Source organism: Enterocloster aldenensis (assembly GCF_003434055.1).
Taxonomy (GTDB): Bacteria; Bacillota; Clostridia; order Lachnospirales; family Lachnospiraceae; genus Enterocloster; species Enterocloster aldenensis.
Genome location: NZ_QVEX01000001.1, coordinates 460,102 through 480,587 on the forward strand (window position 1 = coordinate 460,102; position 20,486 = coordinate 480,587).

A 20,486-nucleotide genomic window follows, 5' to 3' on the forward strand; every position below is an offset into this window, starting at 1 on the left:
TTTCATCCAATCTACATAATCATGCTCATCAAACCATCACGCTTAACGGCAGCTTTCCTCCAGAATCATTTTTCCTCCGTCAATCACCCTGCAGCCCTCCAGCACACCGTCCTCTGTTTCCAGCACCAGCGGTTTGATGAAAAGCGCTGTCTTCTCGCTGATGAACTCCGAAGCGCTTCTGTAAAACAGGCTTGGGGAATGGTCCAGGCAATAATGCGCAATCCCCCCTTCCATGTAGATGGGGGACTCCATGGCTGTTGGATGGGAAGTCTCGATGGCGCCGTGCTCATCACAGCTCACATCAATCAGCAGCGCGCCTCTTTTTAAATGTTTCAGATCATCCCTGGATATGATATGGTCCCTGCGCCCCGGATCCCACAGCACGGCGTTTACTATGATATCAAACCGTCCCATCTCCTTCTTAAACTGCTGTTCCTGCCTGCGTCCATATACAGTGACCAGGGCGGCATTGGAGACAAGGGCCTTATAAGCGCCCGCGGCCGTGTTGCCGCGGCCCAGTACGGCCGCTTTCTTTCCTTCCATCAGCATGCCGTAGCTTAAACAGCCATGAATGACCGATGCCTGGCCTGCAAGAATATTATTCCTGTAAAAAATCTGGGTGTTATTCTCCAGCATTTCCTCCCAGGCATATACCTTAAGCTTCCTTTCCAGCAGAAGTGCCTTCATGTCAGGATCCACATGGGGATGGACCCAGCCGAAAACCGTGGTGCCTTCCCTAAGTTCACCCAGATACTCCGCGTCCCCTGCCTTTGGGTCACAGATAATATTGCATTTGTGCAGGATTTCTCCCCTGGGGGCAACGGAAGCTCCCATTTCCTCATATTCCCGGTCGGATATTCCCAATTTTCTTCCATAGCCCTGTTCAAAGAACAGATATCCGGCAGCCTTTCCCAGTTCCTTCATGTGGCATGGCAGAAGCGCTATCCTGTTTTCATTTTCCTTATGGCTGTTTATAAATCCCATGGTCTTCATAATCAGAACCCACCTTTTTTTGTTTTAGTTATACCATCTTTTTATTGAATGGCAAGACTAATTGGCAAGGATTGATTTTATCTTTATATGAACCGCCAAATCATTATGGTTTGTTTATCTGAGTCTTCCTATATTTTTTGAATCTTTTACATACATAAGTAAACAGATGATAGTTAATACTGTTTCTACTATGGGCTGTGCTGCAATAACACCATTTAATTCCCAAAAATAATTCAAAATGATTACTCCTGGAATAAAAAGGATTGCATTTCTTAAAAGGGTAATAATCAGCGATTTTACCGCTTTGCCTAATGCCTGAAAATAACTGGACATCATATTGATTACACCAAGCATAGGTGCTGATAAACAAAGAATTCTCAAAAAACGGGCAGTCTGCTTAATCAGCATATCATCCTGAAGGAATATGGAAGCAAGTGGTTTCCCACCGAATATAAAAACAGCAGCAGAAATCAAGCCTACCAGCATTCCGTATAATGTTGTAACTTTCACAATATCAGCCATTCGCTTTGTCTGAATTGCTCCATAGCAGTAACCGACTAAAGGCGTTACTCCCTGAGCCAATCCCACTGATAGCATAATAGGAATCATATCTAGCTTATATGCAATTCCATACGAAGCAACCGCATCAGATCCGTAAATGCCGATATAATTATTCAGTACGATATTGGATACACTCATTAATACTGTTATGAGTGCTCCCGGAATACCAATACTTACAACCTTCTGAACCATATATGTATCCGGCGGAAAACACTTTGGTGTCAGTTTTACCAGAGGATTACCTTTACGTTCTTCGCGAATCATACAGCCAATGTAATAAACCGCTGCACACATAAATCCTAAAGAGGTCGCAAGCGCTGCGCCTGCAGTCCCCCATCCAAGCACTACAATAAAAATGCAATCCAATACAATGTTAATCACATTCCCCAGCACCAATCCAATGGTACTTTGCTTAATGAGTCCGGCAGAACGAAATAAATGCACAAAACCATTTGCAAGCATAATAAAAGGGGCGCCCATAAAAATATATTTCAGATAATCGAAGGTATAAGCGGTATTATCCGCGTCTGCGCCCGCCATGTTGACCAGCAGCTTTAAAAAGACCAGTCCAAGAATAAGTGTGATGATACCTGCTATTGCTATTGCATATACGCAAAAATTCAAAGTTGAACAGACTTCCTTTTTCTTTTCTTCCCCCAATAATCTGGCAATGACGCTACTGCCGCCCATACCAAAAACACATGCAGCTGACATGATAATAAGCAGGATTGGTGCACACAATGTGACTGCGGCAATCATTGCCGGTTCTCTGGTCAGAGAAACAAAAAAAGTGTCTGCAATATTATAAATGAGGGTGGTAAGCTGCCCCAGCATAGCTGGTAATCCAACCCTCATAATTGCCTTGGTTATATTCTTTTCTTCAAAAACTGACGTCATTTTCTTTTCCTCCTTGTAATCCTTGTAATTATAATGTAAAATCAATTTAAAAAACAGGACATATGTCCTGTTGGAGGTTTTATGAGAAAAATATATGATAAAAATGAAATAGCCACATATATCGCACAAAGCAAATATCAAGCAGTTCTGGATACATTAAATGTAAATTTCTATCTGATAAAATATAAGAAAGGCGAATTGTTATCCTCGCCTTTTCAGAAAGATTTTCTTTTTCAAATTGTAGAAGGCGGTTCCGTAAATATCTACTTTATCCGCGAAGATGGAACTCGTTATTCCCTTTCAGCCGGCCACACAGACTTGTTTTTAGGTGATATGGAAATTTTTTATCCAAAAAATAATAACGTCTATGCCGAAGCCACTGAAAATCTAACCAGCCTTTCTTTTTCTATTGATAAAAGCAGAGAAATACTGCTTTCAAATAATACATTTCTTCAGCTCATCTGCAGCAGTCTTTCCACCAAGATTGCTGCAATAACAACGATTGATGCTGCTCCTGCATCTTTAGCAGAAAAAGTCTTGTCTTTTATGAAATATAAATGCGATGACGGAATAATGAAAGGTGTGGAGCAGACTGCTTTTCATCTTCATTGCAGCACAAGACAACTTCAAAGAATTTTAAACCAATACGAATCAGCAGGATTAATTAGTAAAATAGGGAAGGGAACCTACCGTTTAAACAGCAGTAAAAAGGAAGAATGGGAAACAGCGTAACGCGCCGCCTTAAGCATCTTATCTCCCGCCATGCTCCGCCAGAAACCGTGCCGACGCATCCTGTATGGTCTTAATCAGCTCCCGCAGGATTGGGTACTGGCTGTATGCCTGTTTTTCATAAAACAGGCATATGTTTACCTTTGCCTCATGGCCTTTTAAGGGGATATAGACCAGTTCCCCGCTGGCAACGCCTGCATACCGGTTACAGGCCGGATAACATGCAATTACATATCCTTCCGGATATTTCTGAAGCAATTCAATCACATTGGCTACTGTTTCCACCTGGACCATCTTGTGGGAAGATACCGTGTTGACCGTATCCTGCAGGACCGATGCCATGAATCCCGGCTTTTCCACCATTTCCTGAAGATTGGGGGCAATGAAGAAGTAATGGCTTTTTAAATCCTCCAGTGCAATGGACCGCTGCTTGGCCAGCGGCCCGTTTTTATTCACAAGGCAGCCATATTCGCCCTGCAGCAGCAGGACCTGCACATAGCCATTTACCCTCTGGTTCCGGTCTGTGTCACACCGCCCTCCTTCTTCACAGATGGCCAGGGCAATGACCGGCCTTCGGATATCATGGGACAGAAATGTTTCCGGGCACGGGACCGTGGAGTAATTAATGTTCAGGTCTGAATACTTTTCTTTAAAATACAGAATGATGTCCGGAAAAAGGAAGCCGGAAAGAGATGTATGGGCGTACACATCGATTGTTGTTAAAAAATTCTGTTTAGACAGCCCCAGCCAGCCATTATAATATTCCACAATCTGTTTTGCCTCGGGAAGGATCTTTTTGCCTGCTTCCGTCAGGACAATACCGGCATGGGTGCGACAGAAAAGGGAGACGCCGATTTCCTTTTCAAACAGCTGCAGGGCCTTTGTGAGGCTGGGCTGGGTGATATACAGTTTCTGTGCAGCCTCATTAATGGATTTCGCTTCTGCCAGGGTAATGAAATACTCCAGCATTTTCATTTTCATAAACTCCCCTCCCTTGTTCCTCCATCCAAATTTTTTTATATGGGCAATATCCAGGCTCTTATGATTATAGGTTCTTATGATTATAGGTTCTTACCATTATAGGTTCTTACCATTATAGGTTCTTACCATTATAGGTTCTTATCACCATAATTCCTTATCATTATAGCTTTTTTTCATAATGCCGGATTTTTTATATATTATACAATTTCTTGTCTCTATGATATTATATTTTTGACAACTTTGTCAAATAAAATTAAAAAGAGGAGATAAGTTATGACCAAACGCGAAAGATTCATGAACTTCCTGGAAAACAAACCCGTAGACCGTGTTCCGGTGGCCTTCTTCCACCATTTCTGTCCTCCCTGTGAGTGGGGCAGGGGGCTTGAAAACCAGGATGCCTTTGAGAGGAACATCATTGGACACAAGCTGGCCAGGGAGAAGTTTGACCCTGATGTGATTAAAATCATGAACGACACCCTGATGATCATGCCTGTGGATGTCTCCTTTGTAAACACCTCTGATGACTTACGGAAAGTCCAGGCTCCTGCCGTGGATTCCGCCTTTGCCATGAAGACCCTGGAGCTTACAAGGCGTGTGCGCGCTATCTATGAGGACTCCGACGCCCCGGTATACGCCACCGGTTTCTCTCCCTCCGTGGTGCTGCGCAACAGCCTGTGCGTGGGCGGCATCCCCGGCGAGGGAGATGAATCCAGAATGCTGCAGTTTATAAAAGAAGACCCAGATGCAGTTGCCGCCGCAATGAAAAACCTGTGCAACGGTATCTCAGCCATCAATGAAATGCTAATCAAAGAGGGGGGCGTGGACGGTATCTACATGAGCGTCAACAACCAGTCCAACTTCTTTACCGATGAGTTTTACCGCACCTATGTGGCGCCTTATGAAAAAGAAGTGATGGAGAACGCCAACAAACTGAGCAGGATTAACCTGCTGCATATCTGCGGCTACCATGGCCGTGCCAACCATCTTGAACTGTTCACGGATTTTGAGGCAGCCGCTGTGAATATTGCTGTTTTCGTGGAAGGCGTCTCCCTCAGCGAAGGCAAAAAACTGTTTAGGGGCAAGCCCGTCTTTGGCGGCTTTGCACAGGACACCGTCATCTACAGGGGTACTAAACAGGAAGTAAAGGAAGCCGCGTGGAGCATCCTGGATGAATGCGGACAGATTGGCATCATGCTGGGCGCCGACTGCACGGTTCCCAATGATATTGACGATTCCCGCCTGGAATGGGTCCGTCAGGCAGCCATTGAGTATGCCGCTGGTAAGTGAAATCCGGCAGCCATTATTTTGTAAGGAGGTTTATCATGCAACAGAAAGAAAAAACCGGTTTTGCAAAAACATTCTCCATATGGTTTGGCCTTGGCGCCCTTATGTTCGGCACCTTCTGCGGGGCCAACATGGCTTCCGGTGTCTATGCCTCCACCTACATTGTTACCTTAGGCGGCGGATGGGCCCTGGTATGGCTGATCATGTTTTTTACAGCCATGTCCTTTTTCTGCAGCGTTGGCCTGAACTTTGTCCGGTCCTATAAAATCACCAACTACAATGCCTACTATCTGGCGCTTTACGGCCTGCAAAAGCCTGGGGCCAACCCGGTTTTAAAAGGCATTGTCACCGTGTTCTTTGACATTTACACCATGATGATGGGCCTGGTAACCGTTGCTGCTACCGTTGCCCTTTTCTCCGAGCTGATGAATGTCCTGTTGGGCATCCCCACCGTGATTGCCAGTATCTTCGGCGTTCTGCTGTTTGCCGTACTGAGCATATACGGCGCCGCCTTCCTGCGCAGATTCAACACGCTGATGACCATATCCCTGATTGTGTCCCTGGTCACCATCCTGATTGCCGTAATCAGTATCCGCGGTCCTGTCCTGATGGAGCGCATTGGAAATTTTGACATTGGGACGGATTGGACCACCACAACCGCGGCCGCCCATTTCTCCATGTTTTTCTCCTACTGCATGACCTGCTCATCCTGGGGTTCCACCCTGAGCAATTACTCCGACCAGATCCGCAGCCAGAAGGATGCCATTGGTTCCGGTATCACCATCGGTCTGCTGGTCACGCTCCTGTTTGCCATGACCGGCGCCATCGTGCTTCCCTTCATGCCTGAAATCATGTCGGGAACGCCCATCCTGCTAATCTGCCAGCAGTATCTGCCCACTGTCCTTACCGCCATCTACTGGGTGGTCGTGGTACTGGCCGTGGTTTCCACTGCCCCCAGCTTCACGTTCAACTTCTCCAACCGCTGGGCCACGGTATGGAAAACTGAAAAACTCAGCCACAAAGCCAAATTCTTCATTCTCTCCATGGGCTTTTTGCTGACCTGCTGGCTGATTTCCAGCGTGGGCCTGGTGGCCATTGTCCAGAAGGGGTATGTCATGCTGGGCAACGTGGCACTGTTCGCCGTTGTAATCCCGCTTCTTATCTCCATTTACCGGGTGTGGAAAAAGGAACATTGCTGTGAGGAAAATGGTCCTGAAGCTTAACTATTTGCTTGCTGATGTCTTAGGGTATGTAAAAAACTCACCTAAAGAAAAATCGCTGAATTTGTGAGACTTCAGCGATTTTTTGTTATAATTAATTATGCGGCTAACTAATAAGCCATGAATCAGGAAGTCCTTCTGTCCCAAGGCATCTGGCAGCAGAACAATCCGTATGAACCAAGAATTGACTGCTATCCATCAAAATATAATTTCAACCCTCGAGTCAGTTCGCATTTTGCCGGAACTGACGATTCCTATTTGGGACTTATTTTACAGCCTCGATGGTGACATTATTTAGTTGCTATTTTCAGGATTTTCTCAATATCCGCTTTCCCTGTTTCTGCATCTACCTCAACCTCCATAGATACAGGGAGTGATGCGTTTAGACGCTTCACAAATGCTTCCCCTAACTTTTTTCTTCCAGATAACTCCAATACCTGTTCTTTGACATCCAGTTGGAATGACCTTCCATCCTCATTCTCTCCAGCCAGAAGCAGTTCTGACCCTCCATACTCATGGCAACCACCATAACCGTTGAAGCTCTTCTTTCCATATCGATGGTCATAGTTGTCTTTCCCCTTAATCTGCTGGTGATACATATACGTTCCAGGTGTGTACAAAAAGCAAAGATTTAATAATTTCATAGACATCCTCCTTGAAAAACAATATTTATGGTTACATTGCTATTATAGGAGCATATCTCCTTTGCCAAAAGGGACGGAATATCTATTTATTTGTCGAAAACAGCCTCCATCGTTTCATGCAGGTAATCGTTAAATCGATGCAGTTCTGTTATTGCTTTTTGAATGGATGGAATCTGGTATATCTCAAGAATCTTTTTATAATACACTTGTTCCAGATTACTCTTTGGTATGAACAGCCAGCCAATGTCCCGTTCACGCATAAATCCCCTACTTACCTTAGCAAGTACAAATTCGCTTTCCTCTGTTCTTCCAAACGTATAGGTACTCCCCTCCCGCTTTAAATCTTCTCTGGCCACCTGCATGATGGTACGGGCAGTTATGCCGGCATATTTTGTTTTATCCATAAGTATCTCACGATATACGTTTTTTATATGCTGCAGATAAAAGGGGGCAATGATTCTACCTGCGTATTTATGTAGGAATACGCAGTTTTCCCAGCTTTCTTCCAATTTTTCACGAAAACGTTTAGGCGTTAAACAACAATTGCTTTCCAGGATAAGCTCCTGTGTACGTTTCATACCAACTACCGTTTGATATTTTGCGCCTTCGGTTACTTCCAATGCCGCCTCCAACCTTCGGTTAACACATTCTGACGTCAGTGCCCCATCCTCTAAGATATCTTTTAGTTTTTCCATGTTCTTGATTTTATTAAAGAGGTCCAATATATAATTGAAGCCGGTCTCCGGAATCTCAATGAGATACCGCTCGAATGCATATGGCTTATCTATTTCCATTGAAAACCCATCTTCTACCTGCCTGACCAGGCACTCTAATATCTTACGGGCAGTCTCCAGTTCTTTCCGGCGGTTTAAATATGAAAGCTTAATAGCAAAATCCTTAAATATATCCTTCTCTTTCTGTTCCAGGCATATATCCACCCGATAGGCATCCAGTTGTTTTTCGATAAACTGCAATTTTTCTATCCGTTCCTCTTTAGCAAAATTCCGGTTATCTGCAATATGATAGATATAAATCTGCTGAAAAAAATAGGTAATAAGTGCTTCTGCCTTACTCAGACAGAGAATCTGTTCCAGAAATGAATCGTTTGTTTTCTTAAGATAATTCTCTGGAAACTCTTTACACATCTTCATATAGACATCCTTAGTTCCTCTTTCTGCTATTCTGACAATGCTTTTTATTTTATTGCATCCCTCCCCCATTTCTATATACATACGATTGATTCTATTTTTGATATATTCCCTGCCTTCTTTACAAACAAAGTCCAAATAATAAGCCAATACCTCATTCATATCAATGGACCAGTCCATTTTTTTCATATTATCAAAAAGTTTCCGGTTTACACCTTTGATATCCTCATGCAGAAGCCGTATCCAGCTTGCAAAAAATTCAGCCTTTTCATCAACCTGATAATTCCGTAAATTCAGATATAATACATTCTTATCCGGCTCAGCAATAAGTGCATGGGATAGGCGTTTGACATGTTTTTTTATTTTTTCTTTTTCTAAATCCCGGTCATACTTAAACGCCCCTGCATCAGGGTACAATATGTCAAACGTCCTAGCAATTGTGCCTGCATAAATAGTCCCTTCATCCATCCTCATACCTGCCTTCCGACTTATGATTCCTTATCATTATTATAGCCTAAAAGATGCTAGATACAATCCATATATCAAGATACCCTTCTTTATTACCCACTATGCCTCCCTGACCCGCTTTTATAAGCTAACACGGCGGCTTACGGTACACTACACTTAATCACCTAATATCTTTCCCTTACATCATTCTCAAGTCCTACGCACCCAAAAAGCCCCAGGAGAGTCATCTCCCAGGGCTAAGGCCTCTATTTCCCACGCCCTAAAAATACCATTTCCAGACCGCAATTTCACTGATTTTTCTTGCACAGACTACCACATTTTGTAGTTTTCTTCATTACTTCCCTCCAATAACATGAACCACATCCAAACTGCCGCCCCCTTAATGAGTAGTTATATTAAACCTCCAGCCTCACCCCGATTCCCTTTTCTTTCGCTCTTTTATAGGCAATATTGGCGCAGGCAACATCGAATGCACCCATGCCCATATGGGAATAGACCAGAATCTCCCCGTCATTCTCACGCCCCGCCTTTTTTCCGCTTAAAAGCTCCGGAACATCTGCATACACCAGGCTCTCATCCAACTTGACGCCATGGGTCAGGTCGGAGCCTGTGGTATAGTGCAGCAGATCCTCCTGCCGTACCCCCAGCACCCATTTGTCGGCCAGCCTGGCCACCTCCGGATCGATATCCTGGAAACCGTTGATGGCGACCACTGTCATTCCCGGCTTTATCCAGTCCTTCTCCACCAGGATTTCACGGCTGCTGCTGCAGGTCATAAGGATGTCGCAGCCCTCCACGGCCTCCTTTGGGGAGGCGCAGACCGTAAACCGCACGCCGCTCCCACCGTACATCTGCGTGATTGCTTCGCAGGCAGCCGGGTAAGCGTCATAGAGACGGATTTCCTCCAGCGTCTTAAATTCCTCCAGGAAACCGCCAACGCCGCTTCGTCCCTGACTGCCGCAGCCAATCACTGCCAGCACGCCCGGATTCTTTTTCGTCAGGCATCGCGCGCCGATTACGCCATGGCCGCCTGCGGTACGCATGGTGGTAATATCAGTTGCGCTGACTACCGCCAGGGGAGAGCCTGTTTCCGTGTCATTCACCAGGACCAGGTTGCCATGGCTGAAGGGATACCCTTTGGCCGGCTGGTTGTAGATGTTAATCCACTTTAGGCCCAGCACCTTCTCCCGCGGTATGCTGACAGGCATGGCAATGAAGCGGTTTTGCTTACCATCGCCTGTTGACAGGAAGCTGTTCTGCCCCAGCACAATGCTCTCCTCCCCTGCCTGGCAAAAGACCTTCTCAACCGTATCAATGACATCCTTTCTGCTGAGCACGGCCTGCACATGGGCCGCACTTAAGTATAATATTTCTTTCTTTTCCATTTGTCTTATTCTCCTTTTGGTTTAACAGCATCCCCGTTTTTTTCCGGTCATACTCAGATATTCTGCGTCCCAGTCATAGGACGGCGGCAAAAGAAGATTGGGATTTCCCTGAATATCATGGTCATATACATTTCCCCACTCCTCCAGGGTCTGATCCTCCACGGCAACGGTCACATGCTCTGTCCCACAGGCCAATACCCTTCCCAGTTCCGCCTGTAATGCCTTTGCAAGCTTCATCTTGGTATCCTTATCCCTGCCTTCAAATAATTTTACTGTAATATGCGGCATGACTGCGCCCTCCTACCGTTTAAACAATTTTCCAAGTCCCAGATCATCCCTGATGCCAAGCTCGCGCAGCGTAGCCCACCAGGTTGCCTGGTTGCTTGTGATTACGGTCTTGCCGAAATCCTGTTCCATCATAGGCACCACGTCCATAATTCCCAGCCCGGTACAGCTGACAAAAACAGTATCTGCTTCCGGCACATCCACCTGTTTGGTAAGATTATACATCATATCCGGAGTAACCCTGGGCATCAGCAGCGGATCCTTATATCCTAGTCCCTTGATGTCCAATACCTCAAAGCCATTATCCTCCAGGAACTTCTTTTCCACCTGGTCCACCTCTTCTGAGTAGGGGGTGGTAACAACCAGCTTCTTTGCTCCCACCGCCTTAAGGGCCCGGACAAGAGCCGTAGAGGTGGTCATTGCCTTTTTCACGCCTGAGGCAGCCTTAATCTGCTCGCATAATTCCAGGTCATAGCCATAACCTTTAATCAGGCTTCCCGTTGTGCAGGGGAAAACAATGATATCCTGTCCCGCCTTTCCCAGCAGGGCGGCTCCGTCCACCACCCGCTGGCTCATTTCATACAATCCGTCCGGATCAACACGCTCAAACAGAATACGGGTTGTATTGATTGTCACGCCTTCCGGCAGATATTTATGATATTCATGCTCCGGTGCGGACCCGGTATGAGGAAATACAAGCCCTACTTTTCCACGCCAGCCATAATACATTTTCCGCTCTCCTTTCTGTAACTGAACCTTCCGTGTTTATTTCAGCAGTTCCCCAAAGGCTGCCATGTTCTCAACCTTCTCAATATTCAGCACGAAGTCAATCAGCTTCTCAACCGTCGGAGCGCTGTAATACTGACCTGCATTCATACGGAACAATTCCACAAATTCCTCACGGGACAGCATGTTCTTTGGATGTCCCTTGTGGAAGCGCATGCTCTCCTCATATACCTTGCCGTCCTTAGTGGTGATGGTAACCGTCTTTTCGGGGTGGCTGCCGCCCTGGAATACATTAAAGGAATGGAGCAGGGTATCCTCCGGATCTGTTCCGCCCTTCACACGCTTTGCCAGTTCCATGATGCGGGGATCATTGAATTTGTCCGGTGTAAACCAGTTGGGGTTGGGCGTTGGGTCTAACAGATAGCTTGCAATAACAAAGGGGGTGCTGAACTGCGCTTCCATCAGAGAAGAATATCCCTTCTCCGGGCAGTGCATGCGGTACTGGATGGGCGGATTGATTACAATCTCCTCAATATCCTCCGGCTTGATGCTGTATTTCTTTGTCATATCCGCAACAAGTTCTACCGGGTTCTGCACCCACATATTGGCAGGCCAGTGCTTAATCAGGATTTCCATGATCATGAACTGATCCATATCCTTATTCAGCCAGCTGCGGTCTACCGCATCGGTCAGCTGCTCGCAGTAGCCATAGGGGATGTCAAAGCAGCCCTGCATATTGGCAATGCCATATTTCGCGCACAGTGCAGCCTCAATACCGCTCTGGGATACATGGCCCCACTGATAGTGGTAAGCATTGGACATGGTTGCCTGCTGCATGTTGGAAGCCATCTCCGCAAAATGACAGGACAGGCCAAATGCCTTATCAATCTGGGTTGCATCCAGTCCCATCAGCTTGGCGGCGGCAGTGGTAGCGGCCCAGATATTCCAGTTGGAAATCGCCCATCCCTGATTATGGTCAAAATCAGGCCCTGGCTGTACTGCCATGGAAACACGCATACATACCTCAAAGCAGGCAATGAGCGCTGCCAGGTATTCCTTACCTGTTGAATGCTGATCCTCAGCTACCGCAATCGATACCGGGACAGCGCTTGCAGAAGGGTGACCGGTCCAGGAGCAATCCTCCCAATCCAGGATATCGGAAATTGTGCCATTTACAAACACGGCATTTGCCGGGGAAAGCTTCTCGCCCGTTGTCCATACGGTTGCGCTTCCGCCAACTCCGTTGTTCAGCTCGCTTCCGATTTTTACCGCATTCTGAGCCAGCTCATCCATCTTGGCCGCCAGGGACACCCCAAGGGTGTGCAGTGTCATCAGCTTTGCCCGCTCAATCACCTCAGCAGGAATCTTGTCGTAGGTCAGATTTGCCGCATACTCGGCTAAGACCTGGGTGTAATTGGTTCCATTGTTTTTGAAATAAGACATAATATACCTCCTCGTAATATCTTCTTTTGGACTTTGTCCATGATTTTCCTAATTTGGTGCTATCCATTCAGGGCAAGGCTTTTTCCCAGCCCTGAACCATCACTTAAAAAATCGCGTTAACCAGGCAGAAATAGGGGATACCTAAAATAACATACAACAGGCAGGCGATACCTGTATGGGATATGATCATCTTTGCATCCAGCTCCTTCTGTCCATAAAGCAATGCGGAAAGTGCGGATGCGCCGGGAAACATCAGGCCAAGGCTGGCGCTGTAAATAATGACAATACCCAGCAGGCCCATGTTTGCTCCCATCTGTTTTCCCAGGGGAACCGTGATTGCTATGAGGAACAGGGCCACCCCGGTGTTGCTTCCCAGGTTTGTCAGGATCAGCGTTACAATCAGGATAAAGGAAATCAGTACCGGGATGCTTGCGTTGGCAAAAAGCGGATTCAGGATGCTTGCGAACAGATCCAGGATTCCGGTGGCATCAGAGGTCAGGGCGTTTGCAATGGGAATCGCTGCCGCACAGATGAGGATTGGTTCCCAGCGGACGCCCACCTGGGATACCTTAGCAAAATCCATCAAGGGCTCACCATCCATCTTTACCAGGCAAAGTATGGCAATGATCAATGCGTAAATGCCTGCCGTTGTAAACTTCTTATTGATAATCTGCACAACCGCCATCTCAGGAGGCATGACAGAAGCTACCAGTGTAATCACCATGATGAAGAGGAAGGTTCCCAGATAAATCCCCTGAACCTTTGTCATGCCCTTCTGGCTGGATGCCAGCACGCCTGCGTCAAAATCAGCCAGCTTAGAGAAATCATGCTTAAAGATGTACTTCATCGCCAGCACGCACAGGAAGATGATGGTGGTTCCGATCAGCAGCGCGGAAAAAATGAAAAGGGGGTAATTGGCAGGCGCACCAACCGCCGCCGTATAGGCGTTGCACAGGGCAAGCTGCCAGCCCTTAAAGGGAACACAGAACTCACCCATGCCGCAGGCCATGGCCATGTAAATCGTCAAGGCTTTAATAAAGGACGAGTTCTTATCGTATCCTACAATATCAGCCAGGTTCTGTATCACGTTCCATGCCAGCAGGATAACGCCGATGGAAATTGTCATGATGGACGAAACAAAGAATCCCATGAAAAACATGAATACAAACAGGATGGGTCTCCCTTTCAGGAAAGGCCGGCTGATGATCCATCTGGCAATGTATTCGCCAAGTCCGCAGGACGTAACGCCGCCCGCAAGAAGCATGAACATCAATACCTGCCATACCACAGAGCTTCCCAGGCTCAGGGCAATCGCCTCATTTACCGTGCAGTAGCCGCTCATGCCCAGCGCTACGATCCCCATCAGTGCGGGCCAGGCAAGGCCCACGGTTGACCACAAAAACAGGACCGCGATAAAAATCCCAAGAACCTTCATTCCCACCGGAGTCAGGGGCGGGATGGGTGGAAGCATACCAAATCCAAACATGAAGAACAACCCAATCAACGTATAAATACAATACTTTAAGTCTTTACTATTTCCATTTGATGCAGTGCCCATTTTTTATCCTCCATTCTATCCAAACGTTTATTTTCCTGTTTCCAGATAGTGATTGATTTCTTCCACTGTCTTTCCTGCCAGTCCCAGATTCTCCAGGGTAAGGCCGCCCGCGTAGAAATCTTCATTGTCATTCAGCACCGAGGCCAATGTCAGCAGGGCCTCTACCACAGGTGCCTTAATGCCGAAGTTTCTTGCAATAGAAAGCAAAAGGCTGTTTCCGGCATGCGCATCTTCCACCACATAGCGGTCATGGACCCCCTTTACCGGGCCTGCCAGAACGCGGAACTGAGCCACCTCCGGATGTTTTGGATACTCCAACAGCGCATAAATCTGTCCCACGGCGCGGGTTCTCTGGTATCCCATCTGATCCATCACACGCTCACGCTCATCCTCCACCGCCGCAATAACAGTTGCCACTGACGGAGACATTCCATCCTGATACAGGCGGAAGTCATTCATGGTCTCCATCTTGGATGTGTTCATCAATGTGCCTGCAAGATGGATTGATACGTTGGGTGAACTCAAGGTTGCCTGAAATACATTCTTGACGGCGCGGCATGGATATACCTTGGAAAGTCCCGCCACAAGGGCGTCATTGTCGCAGGCCGGGAATGCGGCAACCGGCTTCTCAGCATAGGGGAACGCGCAGGTTACCGTTGTGGGGGAAACCAGACGGCAGGGGCCGATATTGCCCTGCATTTCACCTACAACAATCTTTCTGTCTCCCAGTTTCTTCTTCAATGTAATGGAAGCACAGTTTCCGGCTGAGAAGCAGACCACCTGTCCCTCCTTCAGATGAGGCGCAATCCAGTCCGCAATCGCTTCATGGCGCTTCACCATGGCAGAAACCAGCACTACCTCTGCATTCTCCAGGGCTTTCCCTACATCAAATGTAATCTCATGGATTACCGCGTGCCCCGTCCCGCAGCTTCCAACCATATCCACTTCATTTCCTGCTTCCTGGATTGCTTTCAGCCTTGCGCCATGCCACTCTTCGTCGCATACGGTCACCTCGTGTCCCTGGATGGTCAGGTAGGCCGCCATGAAAATAGCTGTGCCTCCGCCGCCAATCACTGTTACCGTTGTTGCTTTTCCCATTGTTCCATACTCTCCTTTGTGATTTTTTGAACTATAATCAAACCATAGTTTTCCAATAGATTTACTATGATTAAATCCTGCTTATGTCCGTCCATCAGCCACGTTTCAGATTTTATGGTTGATGGTGTTTTTTCAAACATATTTCCCCGGTTTTATCAATTTAAAAATTTTGATATGAATAAATGGTCCGTGCTCTCTCCCACGCGCTTCAGCGCGGAATAAAGCAGCATCTGTGTCACGGAGAAAAAGGGTACCGGAATCACCTTCTCCAGTTCTTTTTCAATGCCTGAATTCAAATCCAGCATCGGGTGATCAAAAATTACCGCGTCCGCCTTTGATAAGTCTGCTGTTTTCAGACGTTCAATCATGTCTTCGCAGCAGATATTGATTACGGTATACGGGTTCACATCCGTGCTTTCCGCCATGTTAATACTCTGAACTATGTTAAAATCCATATTTTCAAAAAACATACTTTCCAACAAGCTGAATTCGTTGGAAAAGATTGAAACAATCGCAATCCGTCCGGCCCGTATCTGCCGTAATGCCCTGACCAGTTCAAAGGCCGGCATTAAGACCGGGACCCCTGTAATCTGCTGCAGCGTGTTGATGATCTCGCTCCCCCTGATGCATCCGCCAATCAGATTCGTTATGGCTATGACATCCGGCTGCGCATCCATCAAAAGGCTGGCCGCATCCGGGAGCTTCCTGGTTACCTCCAGAAAACCGTTGTAGGATACTTCCCCAAAAGGCACCCGGGTCGTGGTGATCTGAACCCGGTCCGGTACGTTCTTATGAAACGCCTTTTCTATGGAAGCGCTTGCCCCCATTACAATAAGACCGATTAATGCCGTATCTTTCTGCTGAAACATATCGTCCCCTCCCAAACTATCCTTTTTAACATTCTTCATTGTATCACAACTATTGGGGGAACAATAGTGCTCTGTCTGTTTTTTATACTATTATTTATAGCAATTAATATGCCAACTCTTTTATTACTATTTTTATTGTGGATTTATACCAGCTTTTGTCTAAAATACGCCGCTATATTGGACACTATTTTAGATACATTGACAGTCCGTACCGGTCATGTTATAATTAATCCTATAATTTTAATATTCATACTATTTTGATACTCTTGTTTTCCGGAGGGATAATGAAAAGAGAAAAAAGATCGGATAAAATATATAAAGTAATTTCACGGCACACCCAGGACTTAGAGCTTTCACATCTGGACGCGGGACTTGTATTCCTTCAAATTCAGCATCTTGCGCAGGAGACAGGAATCACGCCCAACAATGTCAGCCTGGAAGCAAAATTACTCTACGAGGGAGGGCGGCTGATCCGGATCGGCAACCGCCCTGTAGCCTATGCCTCCCTTGACCATATAGAAAAGCTTCTTGGCCACACAGTAGAAACACGCGTCTTTCCCTCCCCTGACAGCTTTATCCGGTACTGCCTGCCAGGGCAGGAGTCTGACGCCCCGCGCCCGCGCCTTCATTTGGCAGAGTCCTTTTCCGCCTCCTCCTTTGAGCATATCATCGGATGCAACGAAAGCCTTTCCGTTCCCATCAAGCAGGCCAAAGCCGCCATGCTCTATCCGCCCCACGGCCTGCATACCCTTCTAACCGGCCCTACCGGAGCAGGTAAAAGCATGTTTGCACGGGCCATGTTTGACTTTGCTTCCAGAAGCGGGCGGATCCCAACCGGGAAATCCCTGATTACCCTGAACTGCGCAAACTATGCGGACAACCCGCAGCTGCTCATGTCTCTCCTATTTGGCTATGTCAAGGGTGCGTTCACCGGGGCTGAACGGGAGCGAAAGGGTCTGATTGACCAGGCCAATGACAGTATTCTCTTTCTGGACGAAATCCATCGGCTCAGCCCTGAAGGCCAGGAAAAGCTTTTCCTTCTCATGGACCAGGGGACATACAGCCGTCTTGGCCAGACGGAGCAGGAGCATCACGCAAATGTGCTCATTATCGGGGCAACCACTGAAAATCCATCCGAGGTCATGCTGCATACCTTTTTGCGCCGTATGACCGCGCAGATAGCGCTTCCTTCCCTAAGGGAACGCACCATTTATGAACGCCTGCAGTTAGTCATTTTCTTCCTCTGGAAGGAATCCAAGAACATCCGGCTGCGGATTTCCATCCATTCCACTGTGTTTAACGCACTCTGTTCCTATGAATGCAGTGCAAATATCGGCCAGCTTTCATCTGATATAAAGCTGGCCTGCGCCAATGCATATTTTGATTATTTATCCGCAGTCAGCCCTTCCATGCATGTGCAGCTAAGGCATCTGACCGAGCAGGTACGCAACGGCCTCTATACCATACCCACGGCAAACAACAAGCTCCTGGATTCCATCCTGAAAAATGAACAGATGACCATTGACGGAGCCTGTTTCTTTGAGCAGAACCTGCAAAACTGCATCCGTGAGCATGATGACATATGGTTCAGCGCTTCCATCTCATCTGCAAATGGCTGAATAGCGATAAAATTCATTGCAGGACACTATTTTATTTATTTTCTTCCCACCCGGATAATCCACTGAATGATAGCTTGGATTGGATTACTTATTTCCATTAGATATAATCATATCATATATCCATGATATGGTTATAAAAATAAAGCCCCAGGAGGATTACCTCCCGGGGCCAGGGTCTCTGTTTCCCACAGCCTGAAAAACACCCATTTCCAGGCCGCAATTTTACTGATTTTTCTTGCACATAGTGCCATATTTTGTGGTTTTCTTCATCATTTGCCTCAAAATACCGCAGTTACATCCGTACTGCCGGCACACCTTAATGTGGTGCTGCGGCGGATTAGATGCCAATCATACAAATCTTCTAATGAATCTCAATGACTCCCTGATGTTCCATCCCCATTTTTTGATGTAGTTCCCTGCATCGCCACAATACCGCTTTCCACTGCATATCATCTAAATCTTCTGGCTTTTTCATCCCCAAAACATGATCAAATGATACCTCTACATGGTTAATGGCCTCATACGCTGCCTGCTGCAATGACTCATCCTGTTCTGAAGTCTGGGACGGAATATCCTTGTCTTCCGAAAAAGCATGGTCATGGTCCATCAGCGGATACAAGCCCATAAGCTGCCCACTCTTATTATTCATGAAAAATCCAAAATTAGCTCCGTGGCGATCTTCATTGCCAAGTACATAATCTGCTATTTGCATGTTATAATAATTGGCAGCATCCATCCCTTTTACCATATCATATTCATTTTTATTGTGATAACTGCAATATACCTGAAAGTCTTCCCATGGTACAAGGGCAGTTTCTTCGGATGAGATAATACGGCATTTTACTATCTTTTCCCCCCTCTTATATATTTTATCTATATAATCTTGATCTGCTATCTCCTCCAGCCTGCTGTTTTCTGCCTCGATATAGCTTACATGGGGGATATTAAGCGCATCTAATATCCTGCTGGCCGGCAATTCCTTTTTTCCGACTTTATACAGATAAAGCCCGTCCGTTTCCCTTATCCAGGCTTTGGCCGCCATCCCCTGAGCAGTGAACTCCGGTGTTTGAATCCTCTGTACAAGTGTATGGAATGTCCGGTTAGTACCAAGAAGAGCCGTTGATGTTACTGCTTTCTCCAATGGATTCTCAAACAGGCTTACCTGTTCCCATGTATATGTTTCTTCCACGTCTTTCATCCAGTAACAGTCAGAAAGGGAAGCAAAATGAAATAGCCTGGCTATCATATATGGATTACTCTGGCTGATACGAAAACCGGCCAACAGTTTTTTTGCATTGGTCCTGCCAATATTCATGGTGCGGTTCTCTGTCCATCCGTGCATGACATCATCGTAGTTTACATCCGGATAACGCAGCGATATGGGGAGTAATTCATAATTCAATATTTTACATCTGTAATCTTCTATCTCTAATACAGGGATATCTTTTAGCATGATATATGTTTTATTCATTGTCGCTCACCTCTCTTCTCTTAAATACGGAATAATCAGTATATGGATTTTATTATATCATTATTTTTATGCATTATCTATTTCTTTATTGGGATAAAATGCCTATCCTTATCGACATTATTTCCAGCAATACATTATCATTTTGACATTGCGTCATTCGGAATACTTGTTTCCGCTTTTTCTTCCAGAAATCTTATTCCTAAAGTACCAGATATCATGACATCTGTTCCTCATCCTGCTTAAAGGCAGAGGAGTTTTCTCTTAAGGCCCCAGTAACACCTCCCTGATTGATGCCTTACTGACACCGGTAGCTTCTTTGTTTCCATTTTATCACACCACTAGCAAGTATGCCAATCTGGCTCTTGTCAGTTAATGCTGAACACCCATCAGCGAAGGTTGTAACTTTAATCCGTCTCCACCTGTCGATATGCCATCCCATAACATTAATTGGAATTAGACACTAATATTAGTATAGCAGAATAAAAAAGAGAACACAAAATATTTGATATTAAGTTTGGAAGGGTTAGTTCCTAATGATGATTCTGTCCGACTGCTGAGCCACGAATTGGAGGATTCAGATTACAGTTTATTGTATCAGGCTTACTCTGCCAAAGGCAGAAATCCCGCAGCGAATCCCAAGACCATGTTTAAGATTCTAACCTATGCCTACTCTCAAACCATTTACTCCTCCAAAAAGACCGAGACTGCCTGCCGCAGGGATATCAACTTCATGTGGCTGCTTGCCGGAAGGAAAGCTCCGGGGCACTCCACCATCTCACGGTTCCGTTGTGGACAAAGGATGTCTGTATTATTCTTTTTGTCTTTTTTACCTCCATACCTCTTATGTGTTAAAACCAATAAAATATCCCCGGAAAAGTCATCTTCCGGGGCTTGGCATCTACTTCCTGCAGCCTGAAAAACACTCTTTTCCAGGCCGCAGATCCACTCAATTTTCCGTCAAAAACCACAAGCGTCATCTAAACTGCCGCAGCTTAATGTGTTGCTGCGGCGGAATGGATGCCAAGTTTGGTGTTAATGGCGCCCTATTAGATTGCCTTAGCTGATACCGAAACCAGTTAGCAGCCGTTGCAATGGCAGTTCCGGATT

17 protein-coding genes and 1 pseudogene are annotated in these 20,486 nt (G+C 46.2%); 5 read left to right on the plus strand and 13 right to left on the minus strand.

Translation table 11 applies throughout. The annotated features are described in order from the left end of the window. Window positions 1–42: 42 nt before the first annotated feature. Both DWX59_RS02045 and DWX59_RS02050 read right to left on the minus strand, forming a co-directional pair. The gene (locus DWX59_RS02045) at window positions 43–993 is read right to left on the minus strand and encodes a N(5)-(carboxyethyl)ornithine synthase (RefSeq protein WP_117555807.1); all 951 of its coding nucleotides are present in this window, start codon (window positions 991–993) and stop codon (window positions 43–45) included. 114 nt (window positions 994–1,107) lie between these two features. Beyond that, a complete protein-coding gene (locus DWX59_RS02050) occupies window positions 1,108–2,451 on the minus strand; it encodes an MATE family efflux transporter (RefSeq protein ID WP_117555809.1) in 1,344 nt (447 codons plus the stop codon). An 81-nt stretch (window positions 2,452–2,532) separates the two neighbouring features. Between DWX59_RS02050 and DWX59_RS02055 the strand changes: the two genes are divergently transcribed. Then, window positions 2,533–3,183: a Crp/Fnr family transcriptional regulator gene (locus tag DWX59_RS02055; protein ID WP_117555811.1), complete on the plus strand. Its 651-nt coding sequence runs from the start codon at window positions 2,533–2,535 to the stop codon at window positions 3,181–3,183. Window positions 3,184–3,201: 18 nt separating this feature from the next. On the opposite strand, the gene DWX59_RS02060 is transcribed toward DWX59_RS02055, so the two are convergent. Continuing rightward, complete coding sequence (locus tag DWX59_RS02060; protein ID WP_117555813.1) at window positions 3,202–4,161, minus strand: LysR family transcriptional regulator; 960 nt, start codon at window positions 4,159–4,161, stop codon at window positions 3,202–3,204. 273 nt (window positions 4,162–4,434) lie between these two features. On the opposite strand from DWX59_RS02060, the gene DWX59_RS02065 reads away from it, so the two are divergent. Both DWX59_RS02065 and DWX59_RS02070 read left to right on the plus strand, forming a co-directional pair. Then, on the plus strand, window positions 4,435–5,448 hold the full coding sequence (locus DWX59_RS02065) for a uroporphyrinogen decarboxylase family protein (RefSeq protein WP_117555815.1): 1,014 nt from the start codon (window positions 4,435–4,437) through the stop codon (window positions 5,446–5,448). 35 nt (window positions 5,449–5,483) lie between these two features. Further along, window positions 5,484–6,668 carry a hypothetical protein gene (locus tag DWX59_RS02070; RefSeq protein WP_117555817.1) on the plus strand — a complete coding sequence of 395 codons (1,185 nt, stop codon included), beginning with the start codon at window positions 5,484–5,486 and terminating at the stop codon, window positions 6,666–6,668. Window positions 6,669–6,955: 287 nt separating this feature from the next. Here DWX59_RS02070 and DWX59_RS02080 read toward each other — a convergent pair whose 3' ends face one another. From DWX59_RS02080 to DWX59_RS02120, 9 genes are all read right to left on the minus strand, one after another. Beyond that, window positions 6,956–7,309 (minus strand): hypothetical protein, encoded by a 354-nt coding sequence (locus DWX59_RS02080; protein ID WP_117555818.1) that lies wholly within the window; start codon window positions 7,307–7,309, stop codon window positions 6,956–6,958. 86 nt (window positions 7,310–7,395) lie between these two features. Further along, entirely contained in the window at window positions 7,396–8,931 is a 1,536-nt protein-coding gene (locus DWX59_RS02085) for a hypothetical protein (protein WP_117555820.1), read from the minus strand. A 389-nt stretch (window positions 8,932–9,320) separates the two neighbouring features. Further along, window positions 9,321–10,310: an ornithine cyclodeaminase family protein gene (locus DWX59_RS02090; RefSeq protein WP_117555822.1), complete on the minus strand. Its 990-nt coding sequence runs from the start codon at window positions 10,308–10,310 to the stop codon at window positions 9,321–9,323. Between the two features lie 21 nt (window positions 10,311–10,331). Beyond that, on the minus strand, window positions 10,332–10,598 hold the full coding sequence (locus DWX59_RS02095; RefSeq protein WP_117555824.1) for a tautomerase family protein: 267 nt from the start codon (window positions 10,596–10,598) through the stop codon (window positions 10,332–10,334). 12 nt (window positions 10,599–10,610) lie between these two features. Then, window positions 10,611–11,324 carry a maleate cis-trans isomerase family protein gene (locus DWX59_RS02100; RefSeq protein WP_117555826.1) on the minus strand — a complete coding sequence of 238 codons (714 nt, stop codon included), beginning with the start codon at window positions 11,322–11,324 and terminating at the stop codon, window positions 10,611–10,613. A 36-nt stretch (window positions 11,325–11,360) separates the two neighbouring features. After that, window positions 11,361–12,764: an MmgE/PrpD family protein gene (locus DWX59_RS02105; RefSeq protein ID WP_117555828.1), complete on the minus strand. Its 1,404-nt coding sequence runs from the start codon at window positions 12,762–12,764 to the stop codon at window positions 11,361–11,363. A 103-nt stretch (window positions 12,765–12,867) separates the two neighbouring features. Beyond that, window positions 12,868–14,322, minus strand: a complete 1,455-nt coding sequence (locus DWX59_RS02110) for an SLC13 family permease (RefSeq protein WP_117555830.1) — start codon at window positions 14,320–14,322, stop codon at window positions 12,868–12,870. Between the two features lie 27 nt (window positions 14,323–14,349). Continuing rightward, complete coding sequence (locus DWX59_RS02115; RefSeq protein WP_117555832.1) at window positions 14,350–15,420, minus strand: NAD/NADP octopine/nopaline dehydrogenase family protein; 1,071 nt, start codon at window positions 15,418–15,420, stop codon at window positions 14,350–14,352. Between the two features lie 155 nt (window positions 15,421–15,575). Next, the gene (locus tag DWX59_RS02120; RefSeq protein ID WP_117555834.1) at window positions 15,576–16,289 is read right to left on the minus strand and encodes an aspartate racemase/maleate isomerase family protein; all 714 of its coding nucleotides are present in this window, start codon (window positions 16,287–16,289) and stop codon (window positions 15,576–15,578) included. A gap of 284 nt (window positions 16,290–16,573) precedes the next feature. Between DWX59_RS02120 and DWX59_RS02125 the strand changes: the two genes are divergently transcribed. Continuing rightward, window positions 16,574–17,908 carry a sigma 54-interacting transcriptional regulator gene (locus DWX59_RS02125; RefSeq protein ID WP_117555836.1) on the plus strand — a complete coding sequence of 445 codons (1,335 nt, stop codon included), beginning with the start codon at window positions 16,574–16,576 and terminating at the stop codon, window positions 17,906–17,908. 361 nt (window positions 17,909–18,269) lie between these two features. Here DWX59_RS02125 and DWX59_RS02130 read toward each other — a convergent pair whose 3' ends face one another. Beyond that, the gene (locus DWX59_RS02130) at window positions 18,270–19,379 is read right to left on the minus strand and encodes a hypothetical protein (protein WP_117555838.1); all 1,110 of its coding nucleotides are present in this window, start codon (window positions 19,377–19,379) and stop codon (window positions 18,270–18,272) included. A gap of 502 nt (window positions 19,380–19,881) precedes the next feature. Here DWX59_RS02130 and DWX59_RS30315 point away from each other — a divergent pair. Then, window positions 19,882–20,172: pseudogene (locus DWX59_RS30315) on the plus strand (transposase); the annotation flags it as partial. Window positions 20,173–20,486 lie beyond the last annotated feature (314 nt).

Coding starts and splice junctions, on each gene's coding strand:
- DWX59_RS02080 (WP_117555818.1), bottom strand. CDS start 7,309: ATGAAATTATTAAATCTTTGCTTTTTGTACACACCTGGAACGTATATG.
- DWX59_RS02045 (WP_117555807.1), bottom strand. CDS start 993: ATGAAGACCATGGGATTTATAAACAGCCATAAGGAAAATGAAAACAGG.
- DWX59_RS02060 (WP_117555813.1), bottom strand. CDS start 4,161: ATGAAAATGAAAATGCTGGAGTATTTCATTACCCTGGCAGAAGCGAAA.
- DWX59_RS02095 (WP_117555824.1), bottom strand. CDS start 10,598: ATGCCGCATATTACAGTAAAATTATTTGAAGGCAGGGATAAGGATACC.
- DWX59_RS02125 (WP_117555836.1), top strand. CDS start 16,574: ATGAAAAGAGAAAAAAGATCGGATAAAATATATAAAGTAATTTCACGG.
- DWX59_RS02055 (WP_117555811.1), top strand. CDS start 2,533: ATGAGAAAAATATATGATAAAAATGAAATAGCCACATATATCGCACAA.
- DWX59_RS02115 (WP_117555832.1), bottom strand. CDS start 15,420: ATGGGAAAAGCAACAACGGTAACAGTGATTGGCGGCGGAGGCACAGCT.
- DWX59_RS02105 (WP_117555828.1), bottom strand. CDS start 12,764: ATGTCTTATTTCAAAAACAATGGAACCAATTACACCCAGGTCTTAGCC.
- DWX59_RS02050 (WP_117555809.1), bottom strand. CDS start 2,451: ATGACGTCAGTTTTTGAAGAAAAGAATATAACCAAGGCAATTATGAGG.
- DWX59_RS02120 (WP_117555834.1), bottom strand. CDS start 16,289: ATGTTTCAGCAGAAAGATACGGCATTAATCGGTCTTATTGTAATGGGG.
- DWX59_RS02065 (WP_117555815.1), top strand. CDS start 4,435: ATGACCAAACGCGAAAGATTCATGAACTTCCTGGAAAACAAACCCGTA.
- DWX59_RS02085 (WP_117555820.1), bottom strand. CDS start 8,931: ATGAGGATGGATGAAGGGACTATTTATGCAGGCACAATTGCTAGGACG.
- DWX59_RS02090 (WP_117555822.1), bottom strand. CDS start 10,310: ATGGAAAAGAAAGAAATATTATACTTAAGTGCGGCCCATGTGCAGGCC.
- DWX59_RS02110 (WP_117555830.1), bottom strand. CDS start 14,322: ATGGGCACTGCATCAAATGGAAATAGTAAAGACTTAAAGTATTGTATT.
- DWX59_RS02130 (WP_117555838.1), bottom strand. CDS start 19,379: ATGAATAAAACATATATCATGCTAAAAGATATCCCTGTATTAGAGATA.
- DWX59_RS02070 (WP_117555817.1), top strand. CDS start 5,484: ATGCAACAGAAAGAAAAAACCGGTTTTGCAAAAACATTCTCCATATGG.
- DWX59_RS02100 (WP_117555826.1), bottom strand. CDS start 11,324: ATGTATTATGGCTGGCGTGGAAAAGTAGGGCTTGTATTTCCTCATACC.